Raw genomic sequence first — 19,183 nt, forward strand, 5'->3', positions numbered from 1 at the left:
CACCTCGTCACGCGCCTGCCATCGTCGTCGCCGCAGGCATTTCCGCTCCGGTTTCCCCGGAGCCGTCAGAACCACCCGAGCCATCGATAGACATGGAACTGCGCGATGCCGACCAGTTCGTGCAATGCCTGCTCGGCATTGACTACATTGCGCCAGCGCGGCAGCCAACCTGTTTGCGCGCGCCGGCGATTCGCATAAACGGGCTGCGGATCGATCCCGAACCGCTGGAAATCGAGCAACGCGCGGCGCATCTGATATGACGAAGTGACGAGAATGCGTGCGTCGTCATACTGTGGGCGTAGTATAGATGCAGTGAATTTCGCGTTTTCGTAGGTTGTGCGGCTATCCGGTTCCAGAACGAGGTCTGCGGGCGCGACACCTTCGGCGACGAGTTGGCGCCCGTATACGGCAGCCTCGGATTCGCCGTGATGCTGCGGGTCGCCGCCCGACATCACCACGGTGCAGTGCTCGGCTTGCTGCCGGCAGGTGCGGTAGAGCGCTGCGACCTTGTGGATGCGAGCGGTTCCGTCAGGTGGCGGCCGCAGCCCGGAATCGGTGCGCTTCGTACCGGCGCCGATGAGAATCAGTGTGGTCCGTCCATGCATGTCCGGGTGCTCGACGGGTGTGACGCCCGCCTCGGTCCAGGCGATCAGCGGCGCGGCGAGCCAGCCTGTCGCGAGCAGCCAGAACAGCGCAACGGCGGCGATCGAGATGATTCGTCGCCGCTTGCGGAAGAGCATGAAACAGATGAAGAGAAGTACAAATGAATCGAACAGAATCAATTTGATTGGGGTATGGTGTCTTTTTATGGACGGCTGACGATCCGGCCCTGACGCGACGCCGAACGTCGGCGTCCAGAATCGGTGGCGGTACAGGCGGGCGGTGACGCCGCCCGACACGCTGCTTCGCATTGTCGCTGCACTTTAAGAAAGAATCGAGATGGCCACGTATTCCAACGAAGCGGTGCTCGACGCATTGAGACGAGTGCAGTACCGCCAGGTACCGTGGGCGCGCCGCCCGGGCGTGTTCGAGTATCTCCGTTCGCTCGGGCTGATGGACACGGTCAGGCAGAAAACCGTTGCCCCCGCACCAGGCTTCCATGCGCCGGTCGACATTGCCGTGCTGACCGAAAGCGGCCGAGCCGAATTCTCGCGCCTCGAGCGCGACGAAAAATTACTTTCCTGGACCGACCGCCGCATGGCCGACTACGCATTGAGCGAAGCGAGTGCCGTGGCGATTCTCGAAAGCCGCCTGTAGCGGCTGCTCATCCGTCATGCGCATCGCCGTGCGGCTGGCGATGCCCAAAAAAAAGCCCGTATCGCGAGGATACGGGCGTACCGGATACTTTTGCTGTTGCCACGCTGTGCTCATGGCAACGTTGTGACTCGTCGCGTGCGGCGCAGTTCCCGACCGCGGGCATTTTCTTTGGCGAACTCCCGAAATTGGCAGGACTACGGATGACGCGGTACGTCGGTCGGCTGCGAGCCGATGCGCGCTCGCGCGTTGCTGGCGATGTCGCCACGCAGGTCGCCACGCGGCACGGTTTGCCGGCTGGGCGGGTTGGCGGACGGCGGCTGGCGGAGGGTGTTCCGATGATCCTGCTGGCGATGAGGCGGCTTCACGCGATCGTCGGCGTGGGCTGGAGCGGACAGCGCCACGGAAATGACAATGCCGCATGCAACGAGCAGTGACATTGGTTTCATGGCGGGGGCTCCCTTCAAGCCGTCGATGCGGCCTGTTGATAATTCGCTAAGGTAAGCGTGGGAGTGCAGGCTTGCTGTAAATATTGGTAAATAGATGTATCGCGGCACGACAGCGGTAATCGACGGCAACGCGGGCGTCGCGATCAGGTCGCGCCGCTGAAAGAAACCGGGCGGCCGAAGCCGCCCGATCGAGCATTCATTACGCCATCTTGACAGGTGCGCGCCAGGATTCCGGATTGGTCCAGAAGGCGCCGCGCAGCCGGTCGCGGCTCGGCGGTGCGGGCGGCTTCGCAGCGCTTGCGCCGATGCGCCCGCGCAAGGAGATCTGCCGGCCGCTCGTGCCGAGTCGCTTCACGATTTCGGCGAGCGTGCCGTCCGCCTGCCATTCGTCGAAGCGACGGCGGCAAGTCGGCGGGGACGGATAGCGGCCCGGCAGCTTCGACCAGCCCTCACCCGTCGACAGCACCCACAGCACGGCGTTCACTACCGAGCGGGCTTCCACGCGGGGGCGGCCGCGCCGCTCACTCCGTGCGGGTTCCGAGCAAAACAGACCCTCGACCAGCGCCCACTCGTTATCTCTCAAATCGTCGAACAGCATCATGTCCTCACCTCAGCGAAGCTAACTCCGGTGCGCTGCCCTGCGCCGCGCACTCTTCAAGCACTCGATCGTCGAGTGCCGGGTGGGGGCGTCCGGTTGGCCGGCAGCGGCGTTTCTGCTCTTCCGTCCGACGAAACCTGCGCCCTGTGCGTCAGGTAATGCACGAAGCGTGCCATGTCGGAGGTAATCCCCTTGAGAGCCGCTTGGCAGCGAGCTAACGGCTAAGTCAGCTAGGGGCGTATAAGACGCCAAAATAACCCGCCAGCAAATCGGGACAATCACCAATCTTGTGCAGTTCGCCCGCACCACGTGCGTTCGCGGATGTATTGCACCGCAGCGAAACATGTGGAGGAGGTGCCTGATTCGCACATCGGAGCCGGATTCGCGCATTAAAATCGTGCATCGATATCGACGATTGATGAGGTCAGGAAATGAACGTTACGCTGCGCCAGCTTCGCGTCTTCATCGAGGTAGCGCGGCTCAAGAGCTTCAGTCGCGCGGGCGACGAGATCGGGCTCACGCAGTCCGCGGTCAGTCGCTGCGTGCGCGAACTCGAGGCCGAGCTCGGATTGAAGCTGATCGACCGCACGACGCGCGACGTGCAGCTGACCGATGTCGGTGCAAACCTGATCGCGAGCGTGTCCCGTCTGCTCGACGATCTCGACGACACGCTGCGCGAGATTCGCGAGATCGGCGAGCAGCGCCGTGGGCGCGTGATCGTTGCGGCCAGTCCGACGATCGCGTGCCGGCTGATGCCGCGCGTGGTTGCGTCGTGCGAGCGCCAGTTTCCGTTCGTGACGCTGGGTTTGCGCGATGACGTGCAGAGCGACGTGTTGCGCAAGGTGAAGTCGAGCGAGGTCGATTTCGGCGTCGTGATCGGTCCGCTCACGGTGGCCGACCTCGTCTGCGAATCCTTGATGACCGATTCGTTCTGCCTGGTCGCGCGCGCCGACCATCCGCTTGCGGCGCGTGCCGAGGTGCCCTGGACGGCGCTGGACGGCGAGCGCCTCGTCCTCCTCGATCATGCATCGGGAAGCCGGCCGCTGATCGATGCCGCGCTGGCCGCCCATCGTGTCAATGCGACGGTCATGCAGGAGCTCGGGCACTCGGCAACCGTGTTCGGGCTCGTCGAGGCCGGTGTCGGTGTGAGTGTGCAGCCGTGGCTGTCGCTGCCGCTACCTGCCGGCTCGACGCTCGTCGCGCGGCCTCTCATGCCGCGCACCGAGCGCACGGTCGAACTCGTGCGCCGCCGCGACCGGTCGTTGTCGCCCGCTGCGCAGGCGATCTGGGAACTCGTGCGGCAGATGCCGGCGAGGGCAGAGGACCTCGACTGACGCGGATCGACCTGCGCCGGCCCTGCTTGCGGGCCGGTACACTACGCGGATCGTGTTCCTCGAAGGTGGCTCTCGATGGTGCATCCCGCAGATTCTCTCCCGGTGGCGGGCTCGCCGGCGGCCCGCGATGCAGTGCACGCGTTGCGTCCGTCGCTGATCCGCGAAGTGGCAAACGCCGGCTTTGGCGTGCCGGACATGTTGCCGTTCTGGTTCGGCGAATCCGATCGCGTGACGCCGGATTTCATCCGCGACGCCGCGGCGGCGGCACTGCGCGATGGCGCAACCTTCTACACGCACAACCTCGGCACCGCGCCGCTGCGCGACGCGATCGCGTCCTACGTCAGCGCCCGGCACGGTGCGACGGCGGCCGACACCGTGGCCGTGACGAGTTCGGGCGTGAGCGCGCTGATGCTGGTCGCGCAGATGCTGGTCGGTCCGGGCGAGCGCGTCGTCGCGGTCACGCCGCTGTGGCCGAATCTCGTCGAGATTCCGAAGATCCTTGGGGCGCAGGTCGAATGCGTCCCGCTCGGCTACGGCGATGCGGGCTGGCAGCTCGATGTCGGGCGGCTGCTTGCGGCGCTGACGCGCGGTACGCGGATGCTGCTCATCAACTCGCCGAACAATCCGACCGGCTGGACGATGTCGCGCGACGACCAGCAAGCCGTGCTCGCCCATTGCCGCCGCCACGGCATCTGGCTGGTTGCCGACGAGGTGTACGAGCGGCTCGCGTTCGACGCCGACGACGCGCACGGCGCGCCATCGTTCCTCGACATCGCATCGCGCGACGAGCGGGTCGTCGTCGTGAATTCGTTTTCCAAGGCATGGGCGATGACGGGCTGGCGTCTGGGGTGGCTTGTCGCGCCGGCAGCGGTAATGGCTGACCTGTCGAAGCTCGTCGAATACAACACGTCGTGCGCGCCGGGCTTCGTGCAGGCCGCGGGTGAGGTCGCGCTGCGCGATGGCGAGCCGTTCGTGCGGTCGTTCGTCGCGGCGCTGCGCGATGCGCGCGATCACCTGGTCGCCGCGCTGCGCACCCTGCCGGGTGTCGAGGTGCCGCCTCCGCCGGGCGCGATGTACCTGTTTCTGCGCCTGCCGGGCGCGTCAGACAGCCTTGCGTTCTGCAAGACGCTGGTGCGCGAAGCGGGGCTCGGACTCGCGCCCGGGAGTGCATTCGGCCCGGAGGGGGAAGGTTTCGTGCGCTGGTGCTACGCGTGCGATCCGGCGCGCCTCGATGCGGGTGTCGAGCGGTTGCGGCGGTTCCTCGCGCGCTTTGCGGCCGGCCGTTGAAGCGGGGCCGGAGCGGGCACGGCGTGCTGGCGCCATCCCGTTCGGCTCATCTTTACGCACCGGGCAATTTTGCGTAATATGGCGTTCAGTCACGCGGTTCCGTCGTTGAGCCGTGCTGTTCCGTCCGGTTTGGGCCTGGCCTGAAGTTGGTTCGCCGCCCCCGGTTCGTGCTCCCATCAATATGACCGATCAGAATCGGGCGAGCGCGTCTTCCGTTCCTTTCGTCTGTTTGTTGATCCGGTTCGTTTGACCACAGGGTCTGGCCTAGCTGCATGAATACCCAAGAGGCGAAGATCGTCCTCGAGACTGCTTTGATCTGCGCGCAGGAACCGCTGAAACTCGGCGATTTGCGCAAGCTCTTTGCCGACGGCGTGTCGGCTGACACGGTCCGCACGTTGCTCGAAGATCTGAAACAGGATTGGTCCGGCCGCGGCGTCGAACTGGTGGCGCTGGCAACCGGATGGCGCTTTCAGAGCAAGCCGGCGATGCGTCACTATCTGGATCGCCTGCATCCCGAGAAGCCGCCGAAATATTCGCGTGCGGTGCTCGAAACGCTCGCGATCATCGCGTACCGGCAACCTGTCACACGCGGCGACATCGAAGAGATTCGCGGCGTGACGGTCAATACGCAGGTCGTGAAGCAACTCGAGGATCGCGGCTGGATCGAAGTGATCGGTCATCGCGACGTGCCGGGGCGCCCGGCGCTGTATGCGACAACCAAGCAGTTCCTTGACGATCTCGGCCTGAAAGCGCTCGATGATCTGCCCGCGCTCGAAGAGCCGGCTGCGAACATCGAGGCCGCGCTGCTGGCGCAGCAGGCGATGGATTTCGACGAGGGTACGCCGCTTGCCGATGGCGCAATGGGCGACCTCCCGCAAACGGATGAGGCGTCCGCCGGTCAATCGGCCGGATTGCCGGATGATCCCGCGGCGGATGTCGCGTCGACGCACGAAATCGCGAGTCGCGATACGCTCGATGTTGTTCGCGGGCAAACGGAACAAATGGAACAGGCTGGCGCCGAAGCAGTGCCAGCCGGTGTGCAGCCCGAGCCGCTGCATGCGGATTGGAACGAGGAAGATCGCAAGCCGGCTGCCGATGCGGTTGCCGGAGACGGAGCGGAAGCGGCCGGCGACATGCCCGGCGAGGCTGGCCAGGCCGGCGCCCCCCGTTCCCGTCCTGCGGACGACGAGATGCTGGACGACACGTCCGACAGTCTCGCCGATGCCGTACGAAGCGCCAGTGCACCCATCGGTGCCGATGCGCTGCCGGACGACGAAGCAGAACCTGAACAGCGTCGCGCCTGATCGCGGCCAACTTCTTGCCGCGCCCGCGCCGGGCGCGAGACCTGACATTTTGAGGTTGTTTTGACAGATATCCACGATATTGAATCGTCCGCGCCTGCCGTGCAGGCAGCGCGTGCCGACGATGCACCGGAGCAGGGCGCTTCGGCCGAGGGCGGCGACGAGCGTCCCCGCCGCGGTCTGCGGCGAGGCCCGCGCAGCCTGATCGCGCGGCGTCGCGCGGCAGCCAAGTCGAAGGGCGCCGAAGGCGAGCCGCAGGGCGGCGAAGGCGAGCCGCAGGGCGGCGAAGGCGCCGACGCGCAGCCGGCCGAGGCCGCCGAAGTGCAGCAGCCGACGCGTGCGCCGCGCAAGGAAGGTGCGGCCAAGGGTGCTCGCAAGCCGGCGGCCAAGCGCGAAGGCGCAGCCAAGGCTCAGGGCGGCCAGGGTCGTCGCGGCAGCGCACCGAAGGCTGAAGGCGGCACGGCAAAGGTGGAGGGCGATGCGTCCCAGGATGAGCTGTTCGCCTACGTGACGTCGCCGGCATTCGACGCGGACAACTCCGCGGGCGGTAGCGGCGTGCGTGCGCCGATGCTGCGTCGCGGCCGTAGCCAGCCGGCGAACAAGCGCGTGCTGTCGCCGGACGACGACGCACCGAAGCTTCACAAGGTGCTGGCGGAAGCGGGCATGGGCTCGCGCCGCGAAATGGAAGAGCTGATCGTCGCCGGCCGCGTGTCGGTGAACGGCGAGCCCGCGCACATTGGCCAGCGCATCATGCCGACCGACCAGGTGCGGATCAATGGCAAGCCGGTCAAGCGCAAGCTGCCGAACAAGCCGCCGCGCGTGCTGCTGTACCACAAGCCGACGGGCGAGATCGTCAGCCACGCGGATCCGGAAGGCCGGCCGTCGGTGTTCGACCGCCTGCCGCCGATGAAGACGGCGAAATGGCTCGCGGTGGGCCGCCTCGACTTCAATACCGAAGGTCTGCTGATGCTGACGACCTCCGGCGACCTCGCAAACCGCTTCATGCATCCGCGTTACAGCGTCGAGCGCGAGTATGCGGTGCGCGTCGTCGGCGAACTGGCTGAAGGCATGCGGCAGAAGCTGCTGCACGGCGTCGAGCTCGACGACGGTCCGGCGAATTTCCTGCGCATCCGTGATGGCGGCGGTGAAGGCACGAACCACTGGTATCACGTCGCGCTGGCCGAAGGCCGCAACCGCGAAGTGCGCCGGATGTTCGAGGCGGTCGGCCTGATGGTGAGCCGGCTGATCCGTACGCGTCACGGCCCGATTCCGCTGCCGCGCGGCCTGAAGCGCGGCCGTTGGGAAGAGCTCGACGACGCGCAGGTGCGCAAGCTGATGGCGACTGTCGGCCTGAAGGCGCCGTCCGAGGAGAAGGGCAAGCGCGGCAGTGCCGCTCCGGCCGAGCGTCGCCAGCCCGATCCGATGCAGACGTCGATGGGCTTCATCAATCGCGAGCCCGTGTTGACGACGCACGGGCAACTCGACCAGCCGCGTCGCGGCGGTGGTCGGCGCGGCGGGCCGGGTCTGCCGGGCCTGAGCGGCTACGGCAGCCTGCCGGTTGCGCCGTCGGGCTACGGCAACCGCACGGGCGGTGGCCGCGATGGCAACCGAGCGGGTGGCGGCCGTGACGGCAACCGCGCCGGTGGTGGTCGCGATGTCGACGGCAACCGCGCGTCGTATGGCGCGGGCCCCAAGCGCGACGGCGCGGGCCCCAAGCGTGGCGGCAGCAAGGGCGGTAACCGCAACCCGAACGGCAATCGCGCCGAGGGTGCCGGCAACGGCGGCGGCCCGCGTGGCGGTCAGCGTCCGCAGCGCAGCCGCACGCGCAGCCGCTGAGCATTCGGGCATGCGGCGCAAGGCCGCCGGTGTGCCGGCCGGATCGGCATCCGGCCGGTCTTGTCGGCGCGAGGCATTGCGTTTGGTGCCTTTGACTGTATATATGTCACGCGGTGCGGGATGGCCGCCGGCATAACGGATCACCGGCATGCCATGATGGCGCCGGTTGATCATGCAGCCCGATTTCGCATTTTTGGGCCCGTAAAGGCAGCCGACGCGCTGCTTTTACCGGCTGGCTTGGCGTTTGCGCCAAAAATCGCTATAATCGCGGAGTCGCTGGGCGTACGGATTCAATGTGCGGCTCAGGTGCGACCACCAGTAAGAAGATGGGCGTTCCGCCCATTTTTTTTTGCTGAAACGGTTAGGCATCTCGGGTAGCGCTTCCTGCGCCGGCTAAGGCGCGCGCCCGCGGGTGTAATCGCGAGCGGCGGGCGCGAACACCTGAGAGGACACTGTGCAACTGACGGAACTGATAGAAACCACGGTCACCGGGCTCGGCTACGAGCTGGTGGAACTCGAGCGCACCGGGCGCGGCATGCTTTGCATCTACATCGATCAGCCTGCCGGCATCTCGCTCGAAGACTGCGAAAAGGTTACGCGTCAGCTCCAGCACGTCTTGACGGTCGAAAATATCGATTACGAACGGCTCGAAGTCTCGTCCCCGGGGCTCGACCGCCCGTTGAAGAAGCTGGCCGACTTCGAGCGCTTCGCCGGCAGCGAAGTTTCCGTGACCTTGAAAAAGCCGCTGGACGGGCGCAAGACGTACCGGGGCATTCTGCACGCGCCGAATGGCGAAACGATCGGTTTGGAATTTGAGGGGAAGAAGGGCGAGGCAGCCATGCTGGATTTCACGCTGGCCGATATCGACAAAGCCCGCCTGATTCCGCAAGTTGACTTTAGGAGCCGCAAATAATGAGTCGCGAAGTGTTGATGCTGGTGGATGCGCTGGCGCGCGAGAAAAACGTCGACAAGGATGTGGTGCTGGGCGCCCTCGAGGCTGCGCTCGCGTCCGCTTCCAAGAAGCTGTTCGACGAAGGCGCCGAAATCCGCGTCCATATCGATCGCGAAAGCGGCGAGCACGAAACCTTCCGTCGCTGGCTCGTCGTGCCCGACGAGGCAGGCCTGCAGGAGCCGGATCGCGAGATCCTGCTGTTCGAAGCACGTGAGCAGAAGCCCGACGTCGAAGTCGGCGAGTATGTCGAGGAACCCGTTCCGTCGATCGAGTTCGGTCGCATCGGCGCGCAGGCCGCCAAGCAGGTGATCCTGCAGAAGGTGCGCGACGCCGAGCGCGAACAGATCCTGAACGACTACCTCGAGCGTGGTGAAAAGATCATGACGGGTACGGTGAAGCGCCTCGACAAGGGCAACTTCATCGTCGAATCGGGCCGTGTCGAGGCGCTGCTGCGCCGCGATCAGCTGATCCCGAAGGAAAACCTGCGCGTGGGCGACCGCGTGCGCGCCTACATCGCTAAGGTCGACCGCACCGCGCGCGGCCCGCAGATCGAGCTGTCGCGTACGGCGCCCGAATTCCTGATGAAGCTGTTCGAGATGGAAGTGCCGGAAATCGAGCAGGGCCTGCTCGAGATCAAGGCGGCTGCCCGCGACCCGGGCGTGCGCGCGAAGATCGGCGTCATCGCATACGACAAGCGGATCGATCCGATCGGCACCTGCGTCGGCATCCGCGGTTCCCGCGTGCAGGCCGTACGCAACGAGCTCGGTGGCGAAAACATCGACATCGTGCTATGGTCGGAGGATCCCGCCCAGTTCGTGATCGGCGCGCTCGCGCCGGCAGCTGTCCAGTCGATTGTCGTCGATGAAGAAAAGCACTCGATGGACGTCGTCGTCGACGAGAACGAGCTGGCTGTCGCGATTGGCCGCAGCGGTCAGAACGTTCGTCTTGCAGGCGAACTGACCGGCTGGCAGATCAACATCATGACGCCGGACGAATCCGCCCTGAAGCAGGGTGAAGAGCGCGACCGGCTGCGTGCACTGTTCATGGCGCGTCTCGACGTCGACGAAGAAGTTGCCGACATCCTGATCGACGAAGGCTTCACGAGCCTGGAAGAGATCGCGTACGTGCCGCTCAACGAAATGCTCGAAATCGAGGCGTTCGACGAGGACACCGTGCACGAACTGCGCAACCGCGCACGCGACGCGCTGTTGACGATGGCCATCGCGAACGAAGAAAAGGTCGAGAACGCAGCGCTGGATCTCAAGAGCCTCGACGGCATCACGCCGGAGCTGCTCGCGAAGCTGGCCGAACACGGCGTGCAGACGCGCGACGATCTCGCCGAGCTGGCTGTAGATGAACTGGTCGACATGACCGGGATGGAAGAGGATGCCGCTAAGGCGTTGATCATGAAAGCACGTGAACACTGGTTCCAGTGAGAAATGACCATGGCGCACTGATTTGATGGCGGCCGTATGGCCTGACCCGATGCTAACCGCAAGGAATCGGTCCTTGCACTAAGAGGAATGAATGGCGAGTAACAACGTAGCCCAATTTGCCGCGGAACTGAAAATGCCTGCTGGTGTGCTGCTCGAACAGCTGCAGGCGGCGGGCGTCCAGAAAGCGAGTGAAGACGATGCGCTGTCCGAAACGAACAAGGCGCGTCTGCTCGATCATTTGCGCAAGTCGCACGGCGCAACCGACGGCGACAAGCGCAAGATCACGCTGACCCGCAAGCATACGTCGGAGATCAAGCAATCTGACGCGACGGGCAAGGCTCGCACCATTCAGGTCGAGGTCCGCAAGAAGCGTACGTTCGTCAAGCGCGACGACGTGAGCGAGGGTGCGGAACAGGGTCAGGCGCAGGTCGCCGAAGCGGACGACGATGCGGATCTGAAGCGTCGCGAAGAAGAAGCGCGCCGCGAGGCCGAGCTGCTCGAGAAGCAGGCGCAGGAGCTTCGCGAGCGTCAGGAACGTCTCGAGCGCGAGGAAGCAGAGCGCCGCGCCCGCGAGGAAGCGGCCGAAGCCGAGCGTCGTCGCGCCGAGGAAGAGGCAGCGGCGAAGCGTGCTGCGGCCGAAGCTGCGGCGGCACAGCAGCAGGCAGCCGCACAGCAGGCTGCCGCAGCCGAGCAGCAGGAGGCAGCGAGCACGCAGTCCGCGCAGGACGAAGCACGCGCAGCCGCCGAACGTGCGGCTCAGCGTGAAGCGGCGAAGAAGGCTGAAGATGCTGCCCGCGAGGCGGCGGACAAGGCGCGCGCCGAGCAGGAAGAGATCAGCAAGCGTCGCGCGGCGGCAGAAGCCGAAGCGCGTGCGATTCGCGAAATGATGAACACGCCGCGCAAGGCCGTGGTCAAGGCAGTCGAGCCGCCGAAGCCGGTCGAGCCGCCGAAGCCGGCCGAAGCGAAGGGTACGCTGCACAAGCCGGCGAAGCCGGAAGGTGCGCAGGCGCGTCCGGCCGTGAAGAAGCCGGCCGGTGCTGCAGCGCCGGCTACGACTGCGCCGGCAGGCGCGGGCGACCGCAACAAGAAGCCGGGCGCAGGCAAGGGCGGCTGGCAGGACGACGCATCGAAGCGTCGCGGCATCAAGACGCGCGGCGATTCGAGCGGCGGCGTCGACCGCGGCTGGCGCGGCGGCCCGAAGGGTCGCGGCCGTCACCAGGACAGCTCCACGTTCCAGGCGCCGACCGAGCCGATCGTCCGTGAAGTGCACGTGCCGGAAACCGTGTCGGTTGCCGATCTCGCGCACAAGATGTCGGTGAAGGCCTCCGAAGTCATCAAGGTGATGATGAAGATGGGCCAGATGGTCACGATCAACCAGGTGCTGGACCAGGAAACGGCGATGATCATCGTCGAGGAACTGGGCCACCGCGCGGTTGCCGCGAAGCTGGACGATCCGGAAGCGCTGCTCGTCGAAGGCGAAACGGGTACCGATGCGGAGCAACTGCCGCGTCCGCCGGTCGTCACGGTCATGGGTCACGTCGACCACGGCAAGACCTCGCTGCTCGACCACATCCGCCGCGCGAAGGTTGCCGCTGGCGAAGCGGGCGGCATTACGCAGCACATCGGCGCATACCATGTCGAAACGCCGCGCGGCGTCATCACGTTCCTCGATACGCCGGGTCACGAAGCGTTCACGGCAATGCGTGCACGCGGCGCGAAGGCGACCGACATCGTGGTGCTGGTGGTGGCAGCCGACGACGGTGTGATGCCGCAGACGAAGGAAGCCATCGCGCACGCGAAGGCAGGCGGCGTGCCGATCGTCGTCGCGATCAACAAGATCGACAAGCCGGACGCGAATCTCGATCGCGTCAAGCAGGAACTGGTCGCGGAAGGCGTCGTGCCGGAAGAGTACGGCGGCGATTCGCCGTTCGTGCCGGTTTCGGCGAAGACGGGCGCGGGTATCGACGATCTGCTCGAGAACGTGCTGCTGCAAGCCGAAGTGCTGGAACTGAAGGCACCGGTCGAGGCGCCGGCCAAGGGCATCGTGATCGAAGCGAAGCTCGACAAGGGCAAGGGCCCGGTCGCGACGATCCTGGTGCAGTCCGGTACGCTGAACCGAGGCGACGTCGTGCTGGCGGGTACGGCCTACGGCCGCGTGCGCGCGATGCTCGACGAGAACGGCAAGCCGACGAAGGAAGCTGGCCCGTCGATCCCGGTCGAAATCCAGGGTCTGTCGGAAGTGCCGGGCGCGGGCGAAGAAGTGATCGTGCTGCCGGACGAGCGCAAGGCGCGAGAAATCGCACTGTTCCGCCAGGGCAAGTTCCGCGACGTCAAGCTTGCGAAGCAGCAGGCCGCGAAGCTGGAAAGCATGCTCGAGCAGATGGGCGAAGGCGAAGTGCAGAACCTGCCGCTCATCATCAAGGCGGACGTGCAGGGCTCGCAGGAAGCACTCGTTCAATCGCTGCTCAAGCTGTCGACCGACGAAGTGCGCGTGCAGATCGTGCACAGCGCGGTGGGCGGCATCAGCGAAAACGACGTCAACCTCGCAACGGCATCGAAGGCTGTCATCATCGGCTTCAACACGCGTGCGGATGCACAGGCGCGCAAGCTGGCCGAATCGAATGGCATCGACATCCGTTACTACAACATCATCTATGACGCAGTGGATGAGGTGAAGGCGGCGATGTCGGGCATGCTGGCGCCGGAGAAGCGCGAAGTCATCACCGGCATGGTCGAGGTGCGCCAGGTCTTCAAGGTACCGAAGATCGGTGCAGTCGCCGGCTGTATGGTGACGGACGGTGTCGTCAAGCGCTCGTCGTCGGTGCGCGTGCTGCGCAACAACGTCGTGATCTTCACGGGCGAACTCGAATCGCTGAAGCGCTTCAAGGACGACGTGAAGGAAGTGAAGCAAGGCTTCGAGTGCGGTATGTCGGTGAAGAATTTCAACGATATCGTCGAAGGCGACCAGTTCGAAGTCTTCGAAGTGACCGAAGTCGCGCGTACGCTGTAACCCTCGCGCATCGGCTCATGGGCGGGGCAGGCTTGGGCCTGTCCCGCCCATTTTCATGGTGGCGTGCCAACACTGGCCGCCGCTTTATCCTGATAAACGGATCACGGATCGATCATGTCCAGGAAACGTACTTCCCCCAATCGCAACGTGCAGATCGCTGACCAGATTCAGCGCGATCTGTCCGAACTCATCATGCGCGAGGTCAAAGACCCGCGCATCGGCATCGTGACCATCCAGAGCGTGGAGCTCACGCCGGATTACGCACATGCGAAGGTCTACTTCACCGCGTTGACCGGCGATCCGGACAAGACGCAGGAAGCGCTGAACCATGCGTCGGGTCACTTGCACAACCTGTTGTTCAAGCGCCTGCACATCCATACGGTGCCGACGCTGCATTTCCACTACGACCAGACGATCGAGAAGGCCGTGGAAATGTCGCGCCTGATCAAGGAGGCGAACTCGACGCGCGCGAAGGATGACGACGAGGCCGACGCGGCCGCCAAGGACGACTGAGCTCGACCTATGACGACTGCATCCCAACGTCCGCGCGTGCCCCGGCGCGTGCTGGATGGCGTCCTCCTGCTCGACAAGCCCGTCGGCCTGTCGAGCAACGACGCGCTGATTCGCGCGAAGCGCCTGCTGCTCGCGAAGAAAGCCGGTCACACCGGCACGCTCGATCCGCTGGCTTCGGGCCTGCTGCCGCTGTGCTTCGGCGAGGCGACGAAGTTCTCGCAGGATCTGCTCGAAGCGGACAAGACCTACGAAGCAACGATGCGTCTCGGCCAGCGTACGGCTACCGGCGACGCGGAAGGCGAAGTGATCGACACGCGGCCGGTCGAATGCGATCGCGCGGCGGTGGAGGCCGCGCTCGTGCGCTTCACCGGCGAGATCGTGCAGGTGCCGCCGATGTATTCGGCGCTCAAGCGCGACGGCAAGCCGCTGTACGAATATGCGCGCGCGGGGCAAACCGTCGAGCGCGAGGGTCGCAACGTGACGATTCTCGCACTCGAGCTGCTCGCGTGCGACCTGCCCGACGTGACGTTTCGCGTGACCTGCAGCAAGGGCACGTACGTGCGTACGCTGGCGGAGGATATCGGCGAGGCACTCGGGTGCGGTGCGCATCTGACGATGCTGCGCCGCACGGGCGTCGGTGCGCTGACGCTCGAGCATGCGGTGACGCTCGATGCGCTGTCCGATGCGGACGAAGCGTCGCGCGATGCGTGGCTCCAGCCGGTCGACGCGTTGCTGTCGACGTTTCCGCTGGTTCGTCTCGATGAAACCAGCGCGAAGCGGTTCCTGCACGGCCAGCGTCTGCCGCTGTCGGCGCTCGATCCGATCGATGCGGCCGAAGGCGAGCGTGTGCGCGTCTATGACGCTACCCGGCTGCTCGGTGTGGCGCGCAAGGCGAACGGCGTACTCGCGCCGGATCGGCTCGTCGTCACGGCGGCCTGACGCAGCCGCGCGAACGCCCCGTTCGAATAAAAATCTATGGTCAGCCCGATTTTTGCAAGCGAGGCAGTGTTGACCTAAAGTGGACTTGCTCGAATCTATCCGGGGTCGCGGATGGGAAAGATCCCGCCCCATGATGGGAGCCGCGCCGGGCAAACCTCAAAAAGCCCACAGCATTGAGGTGCTGTTTTTTGTGTCAGGTTACTTGCCCGGCCGTTGAGTCGTTTATGCCTTCACGTATCTCGCGTCGCAAAACCAGAGGTGACTACTGAAACTGAAGCCGTAAGCGATAGGAAGCGTCAGACTGAGGGAACAGCCTCGATGCTCCGGTAGTGTGTCCCTTTGGCGAGGATGGCCCAGGCGATCCTCGCCAGTTTGTTGGCCAGGGCACAGGCCACCACGTTCGAGTGTCGCCGCGCCAACAGGCTGCGAATCCAGACGCCCAATGCATCCGTGCGGTGCTCGATGCGCTGCATGATGGCCCGCGCACATTGCACCAGCAATCGTCGCAGTTCCTTGTCGCCACGCTTGCTGATGCCCAGTAGCGTTGGTTTGCCGCCGGTGCTGTACTGCCGCGGCACCAGACCAACCGAAGCTGCAAACTGCCTTGCTGAGCCATATTGCTGGGCATCGCCCAACTCAGACATCAACACGCTGGCGGTCATCGGGCCAATGCCAGGAATCTCGAGCAGTCGTTCACTGCGTTCATCCTCGTGTAGCTGGGTAAGCAACTCACGTTCGAGCTGGTGGATCTGCTCGTCCAGATACTTGAAGTGCGCCTGCAAACGTTCGAGCACGACCACCAGCCTCGGCGGCAACGATTCTGCCTCGAGCACGGCAGGCAGTCGCCGGATCACTGCCATGCCGCGCGGCAAGCTGATACCGAACTCCAACAGAAACGCATGAATCTGATTGATCGTGCCGGTGCGGTCACGCACCAGCCGCTCGCGCACACGGTGCAAGGCTGAAACGATTTGCTGGGCTTCGTTGTGCGGGCTCACGAAACGCATGCTCGAACGAGCGGCTGCTTCGCAGATCGCCTGGGCGTCCGCGAAATCGTTCTTGTTGCCTTGCCGGAACGGTTTGACGAATTGCGGAGAAATCAGCTTGGCCTCATGGCCCAGCGCTTGAAGTCGACGTGCGATCCAGTGAGCACCGGCGCAGGCCTCCATGACCACAATGCAACGCGGAAAATTGCCCAGCAGCGTGAACATCTGGCTACGCGTGAGCTTTTTACGGAACACCATCCTGCCTGACGCATCCTGTCCATGCAGGTGGAAGCAGTGCTTGCCGAGATCGATTCCGATCAGCGATACCGTGTCCATGATGGCCCTCCAGAAGGACAAAATCCTCACTCAGCGTAGTCCACTGAGTGAGGATCGGGCTGACCATCCTATTAAGCCCGCCGAAAGGCGGGCTTTTTGTTTGCGTTCAGGCTGCGTGTTCAGTGTGCAGCCGATGCCGCAGCACCTGCATCGCCGCCACCCGAGCGCTCGGGCTTCGTGATCCAGATCAGCCCGATCAGCAGCACGAAAATCGCCGCCGAGATGTAGAACAGGTCGTTCACGCCGAGCTGCGCGGCCTGCTGTGTAGCCATGTTGTTGATCAGCCCGTGCGCCTGGTCCTGCGTCAGCCCGAGGTTGCCCATCTGCATGACGGCCTGGTTGAACGTCGGGTTGTAGACGTTCGCCTGCTCGACCAGTTGCGCGTGATGGAAGTTGTTGCGATGGTCCCAGGCCGTCTGGAAGATCGACGTGCCGATACCGCCGCACATGATCCGCACGAAGTTCGACAGGCCCGATGCCGCAGGGATGCGGTGGCCGGGCAGGCCGGACAGCGTGATCGACACCAGCGGGATGAAGAAGCCGGCCATCGCGATGCCCTGCACGAGCGTCGGCAGCGTCAGCGACCATTCGTCGACGCCCGTCGTGTAGCGCGACCGCATCCAGAAGCACAGCGCAAACGTCAGGAACGACGCCGTCGAGATGAAGCGCGGATCGGTGCGCGGCAGATACTTCCCGGTGAGCGGAGACAGCAGGATCGCGAACAGGCCGACCGGCGCCATCACGAGACCGGCGTCGGTCGCGGTGTAGCCGATCTGCGTCTGCAGCCACAGCGGCAACAGCACGAGGTTGCCGAAGTACAGGCCGTAGCCGATCGACAGCGCAACCGTGCCACCGGTGAAGTTCCGCATGCGGAACAGCGACAGGTCGACAACCGGGTGCTCTGCGGTCAGCTCCCAGATGACGAAGAACGCGAACGCAATGACGGCGGTCAGCGCGAGCACGATGATGGTCGTCGACGCGAACCAGTCGAGATCCTTGCCCTTGTCGAGCATGATCTGCAGCGACCCGACCCAGACGACCAGCAGCGCGAGGCCTACGCCGTCGATCGGCGCGCGGCGCACGGCCGACTCCCGGTTGCGGTAGATCGCCCACGTCGCGGCGGCGGCGGCGATGCCGACCGGGATGTTGACGTAGAAGATCCACGGCCACGAGTAGTTGTCCGAGATCCAGCCGCCGAGAATCGGGCCGGCAACGGGCGCGATCAGCGTTGTCATCGCCCATAGCGCGAGCGCCATCGGTGCCTTGGCGCGCGGATAGCTCGACAGCAGGAGCGCCTGCGACAGCGGAATCATCGGGCCGGCCACCGCGCCTTGCAGCACGCGCGATCCAAGCAGGAACGGCAGGTTGGGCGAGAGACCGCACATCCACGACGAAATCACGAACAGGATGATCGATGCGAGGAACAGGCGCACCTGCCCGAAGCGGTCGGTCAGCCAGCCGGTCAGCGGCACCGAGATCGCGTTCGCGACCGCGAACGACGTGATGACCCACGTGCCCTGGTCGGACGACACGCCGAGGTCGCCCGAGATGGTCGGGATCGCGACGTTCGCGATGGACGTGTCGAGCACGTTCATGAACACCGCGAGCGATACCGCGATCGTCCCGATCACGAGTTGCCCGCCCTGCAAGGGCGGGTGAGAGACAGGAGCCTGTGCCATGTCGGTTGTTTTTCCGGAGTCGGAACGGTTACATCATCTTCGCGACGGCATTCGACTTCGACGCGGCGGGCGCCGATGCGTTGCCGCCTGCGTTCTCGGCGACGATGCGGGCGATTTCGGCATCGGCTTCGTCGCCGTACTTCGCGAACACGTTGGTCTCGTAGACGGTGTTCGGCGCGTTCACGAGCTGGTCGCCGCGTTCGTCCTTGATGTCCACGTCGACCTGCATCGACAAACCGATGCGCAGCGGGTGCTTGTCGAGATCCTTCGGATCGAGTTCGATACGCACCGGCAGGCGTTGCACGACCTTGATCCAGTTACCCGTCGCGTTCTGCGCCGGCAGCAGCGAGAACGCCGAGCCCGTACCGGCCGAGAAGCCGACGACCTTGCCGTGGTACGTGACCGACGAGCCGTAGATGTCGGCCGTCATTTCGACCGGCTGGCCGATGCGCATGTGCTTCAGCTGGACTTCCTTGAAGTTCGCGTCGACCCACACGGCATTGAGCGGCACCACCGACATCAGCGGGTTGCCGGGCGACACGCGCTGGCCGACCTGCACCGAGCGCTTCGCGACGTAGCCGGTAACCGGCGCGGGCAGCACGTTACGCGCGTTCGCGAGGTACGCGTCGCGCACCTTCGCGGCGGCGGCCATCACGTTCGGGTGCGATGCGATCGTCGTGTTCGCGGTCAATGCGCGATTCGATGCGAGCTGCTGCTGCGCGGCGTCGACCGACGCCTGCGCGGCCTTCACCGCGTCGCGGGCATGCGAGATCTCTTCCTGCGACACGGCGCCCGTCTGCGCGACGGCGAGGCGGCGACGCAGGTCGTCCTGCGCCTTCGACAGGTCGGACTGGCGCAGCGCGACTTGCGCGCGATACTGGTCGTCGTTGACGAACAGGCCACGCACCTGGCGTACCGTTTGTGCGAGATTGGCTTCGGCCTGCTGCAGCGCGACCTGCGAGTCGGCCGGGTCGAGCACGACGAGCGGGTCGCCGGCCTTGACCGTCTGCGTGTCGTCGGCCTTCACCGCGATCACGGTACCGGTGACCTGCGGCGTGATCTGCACGACGTTGCCGTTCACGTACGCGTCGTCGGTCCCTTCATGGAACCGGGCGACGAGGAAGTAGTACAGGCCATACGCGATGGCCGCGATCACGATGACCGCGACGAGCAGCGTCATCATCCGTTTGCGCTTGCCGTTGTTCTGCGGCTGCGCGCCGGCGGCGTTTTGTTGGTCGCTCATGGCGATTTTCTCCGTCCGTTATTTCGAGTG

General features: G+C 65.0%; 15 protein-coding genes and 1 pseudogene. 10 read left to right on the forward strand and 6 right to left on the reverse strand.

Annotated features, from left to right (window positions below):
* Positions 1-65: 65 nt before the first annotated feature.
* Complete coding sequence (locus LXE91_RS12440; RefSeq protein WP_039339309.1) at positions 66-782, reverse strand: YdcF family protein; 717 nt, start codon at positions 780-782, stop codon at positions 66-68.
* A gap of 157 nt (positions 783-939) precedes the next feature.
* Between LXE91_RS12440 and LXE91_RS12445 the strand changes: the two genes are divergently transcribed.
* Entirely contained in the window at positions 940-1,257 is a 318-nt protein-coding gene (locus LXE91_RS12445) for a hypothetical protein (protein ID WP_011351791.1), read from the forward strand.
* A gap of 194 nt (positions 1,258-1,451) precedes the next feature.
* Here LXE91_RS12445 and LXE91_RS12450 read toward each other — a convergent pair whose 3' ends face one another.
* Positions 1,452-1,703: a hypothetical protein gene (locus LXE91_RS12450; RefSeq protein WP_039339307.1), complete on the reverse strand. Its 252-nt coding sequence runs from the start codon at positions 1,701-1,703 to the stop codon at positions 1,452-1,454.
* Between the two features lie 202 nt (positions 1,704-1,905).
* Positions 1,906-2,301, reverse strand: a pseudogene (locus tag LXE91_RS12455) (transposase); the annotation flags it as partial.
* A gap of 431 nt (positions 2,302-2,732) precedes the next feature.
* On the opposite strand from LXE91_RS12455, the gene LXE91_RS12460 reads away from it, so the two are divergent.
* The 9 genes from LXE91_RS12460 to truB all read left to right on the forward strand — a co-directional run bounded on the left by LXE91_RS12460 (position 2,733) and on the right by truB (position 14,909).
* Positions 2,733-3,635, forward strand: coding sequence for a LysR family transcriptional regulator (locus tag LXE91_RS12460; protein WP_039339305.1), 903 nt, complete (start codon positions 2,733-2,735; stop codon positions 3,633-3,635).
* 75 nt (positions 3,636-3,710) lie between these two features.
* Positions 3,711-4,922, forward strand: coding sequence for a pyridoxal phosphate-dependent aminotransferase (locus LXE91_RS12465; protein ID WP_039339303.1), 1,212 nt, complete (start codon positions 3,711-3,713; stop codon positions 4,920-4,922).
* A gap of 272 nt (positions 4,923-5,194) precedes the next feature.
* A complete protein-coding gene (gene scpB / locus LXE91_RS12470) occupies positions 5,195-6,226 on the forward strand; it encodes an SMC-Scp complex subunit ScpB (protein ID WP_039339302.1) in 1,032 nt (343 codons plus the stop codon).
* A gap of 60 nt (positions 6,227-6,286) precedes the next feature.
* A complete protein-coding gene (gene rluB, locus LXE91_RS12475) occupies positions 6,287-8,059 on the forward strand; it encodes a 23S rRNA pseudouridine(2605) synthase RluB (RefSeq protein WP_039339301.1) in 1,773 nt (590 codons plus the stop codon).
* A 454-nt stretch (positions 8,060-8,513) separates the two neighbouring features.
* On the forward strand, positions 8,514-8,972 hold the full coding sequence (gene rimP / locus LXE91_RS12480) for a ribosome maturation factor RimP (protein WP_006476167.1): 459 nt from the start codon (positions 8,514-8,516) through the stop codon (positions 8,970-8,972).
* Positions 8,972-10,447, forward strand: coding sequence for a transcription termination factor NusA (gene nusA, locus LXE91_RS12485; RefSeq protein WP_006476166.1), 1,476 nt, complete (start codon positions 8,972-8,974; stop codon positions 10,445-10,447). The genes rimP and nusA overlap by 1 nt, the downstream gene beginning before the upstream one ends.
* Positions 10,448-10,538: 91 nt before the next feature.
* Positions 10,539-13,457 (forward strand): translation initiation factor IF-2, encoded by a 2,919-nt coding sequence (gene infB / locus LXE91_RS12490; protein ID WP_046543661.1) that lies wholly within the window; start codon positions 10,539-10,541, stop codon positions 13,455-13,457.
* A gap of 114 nt (positions 13,458-13,571) precedes the next feature.
* Positions 13,572-13,970: a 30S ribosome-binding factor RbfA gene (rbfA, locus tag LXE91_RS12495; RefSeq protein ID WP_039339297.1), complete on the forward strand. Its 399-nt coding sequence runs from the start codon at positions 13,572-13,574 to the stop codon at positions 13,968-13,970.
* 9 nt (positions 13,971-13,979) lie between these two features.
* A complete protein-coding gene (gene truB, locus LXE91_RS12500; protein WP_039339296.1) occupies positions 13,980-14,909 on the forward strand; it encodes a tRNA pseudouridine(55) synthase TruB in 930 nt (309 codons plus the stop codon).
* A gap of 296 nt (positions 14,910-15,205) precedes the next feature.
* Here truB and LXE91_RS12505 read toward each other — a convergent pair whose 3' ends face one another.
* The 3 genes from LXE91_RS12505 to LXE91_RS12515 form a co-directional block, all read right to left on the reverse strand.
* Positions 15,206-16,231, reverse strand: coding sequence for an IS110 family RNA-guided transposase (locus LXE91_RS12505; RefSeq protein WP_046543588.1), 1,026 nt, complete (start codon positions 16,229-16,231; stop codon positions 15,206-15,208).
* A 119-nt stretch (positions 16,232-16,350) separates the two neighbouring features.
* Positions 16,351-17,910: a DHA2 family efflux MFS transporter permease subunit gene (locus LXE91_RS12510; RefSeq protein WP_039358996.1), complete on the reverse strand. Its 1,560-nt coding sequence runs from the start codon at positions 17,908-17,910 to the stop codon at positions 16,351-16,353.
* Between the two features lie 28 nt (positions 17,911-17,938).
* Complete coding sequence (locus LXE91_RS12515) at positions 17,939-19,153, reverse strand: HlyD/EmrA/EmrK family protein (RefSeq protein ID WP_039358992.1); 1,215 nt, start codon at positions 19,151-19,153, stop codon at positions 17,939-17,941.
* Positions 19,154-19,183: the final 30 nt, after the last annotated feature.

The sequence above is a fragment of the Burkholderia contaminans genome, from assembly GCF_029633825.1.
In the GTDB taxonomy this organism is placed as follows: domain Bacteria; phylum Pseudomonadota; class Gammaproteobacteria; order Burkholderiales; family Burkholderiaceae; genus Burkholderia; species Burkholderia contaminans.

Coding starts and splice junctions, on each gene's coding strand:
- LXE91_RS12450 (WP_039339307.1), bottom strand. CDS start 1,703: ATGAAACCAATGTCACTGCTCGTTGCATGCGGCATTGTCATTTCCGTG.
- infB (WP_046543661.1), top strand. CDS start 10,539: ATGGCGAGTAACAACGTAGCCCAATTTGCCGCGGAACTGAAAATGCCT.
- LXE91_RS12515 (WP_039358992.1), bottom strand. CDS start 19,153: ATGAGCGACCAACAAAACGCCGCCGGCGCGCAGCCGCAGAACAACGGC.
- LXE91_RS12445 (WP_011351791.1), top strand. CDS start 940: ATGGCCACGTATTCCAACGAAGCGGTGCTCGACGCATTGAGACGAGTG.
- LXE91_RS12465 (WP_039339303.1), top strand. CDS start 3,711: ATGGTGCATCCCGCAGATTCTCTCCCGGTGGCGGGCTCGCCGGCGGCC.
- LXE91_RS12460 (WP_039339305.1), top strand. CDS start 2,733: ATGAACGTTACGCTGCGCCAGCTTCGCGTCTTCATCGAGGTAGCGCGG.
- scpB (WP_039339302.1), top strand. CDS start 5,195: ATGAATACCCAAGAGGCGAAGATCGTCCTCGAGACTGCTTTGATCTGC.
- nusA (WP_006476166.1), top strand. CDS start 8,972: ATGAGTCGCGAAGTGTTGATGCTGGTGGATGCGCTGGCGCGCGAGAAA.
- LXE91_RS12505 (WP_046543588.1), bottom strand. CDS start 16,231: ATGGACACGGTATCGCTGATCGGAATCGATCTCGGCAAGCACTGCTTC.
- LXE91_RS12510 (WP_039358996.1), bottom strand. CDS start 17,910: ATGGCACAGGCTCCTGTCTCTCACCCGCCCTTGCAGGGCGGGCAACTC.
- truB (WP_039339296.1), top strand. CDS start 13,980: ATGACGACTGCATCCCAACGTCCGCGCGTGCCCCGGCGCGTGCTGGAT.
- rbfA (WP_039339297.1), top strand. CDS start 13,572: ATGTCCAGGAAACGTACTTCCCCCAATCGCAACGTGCAGATCGCTGAC.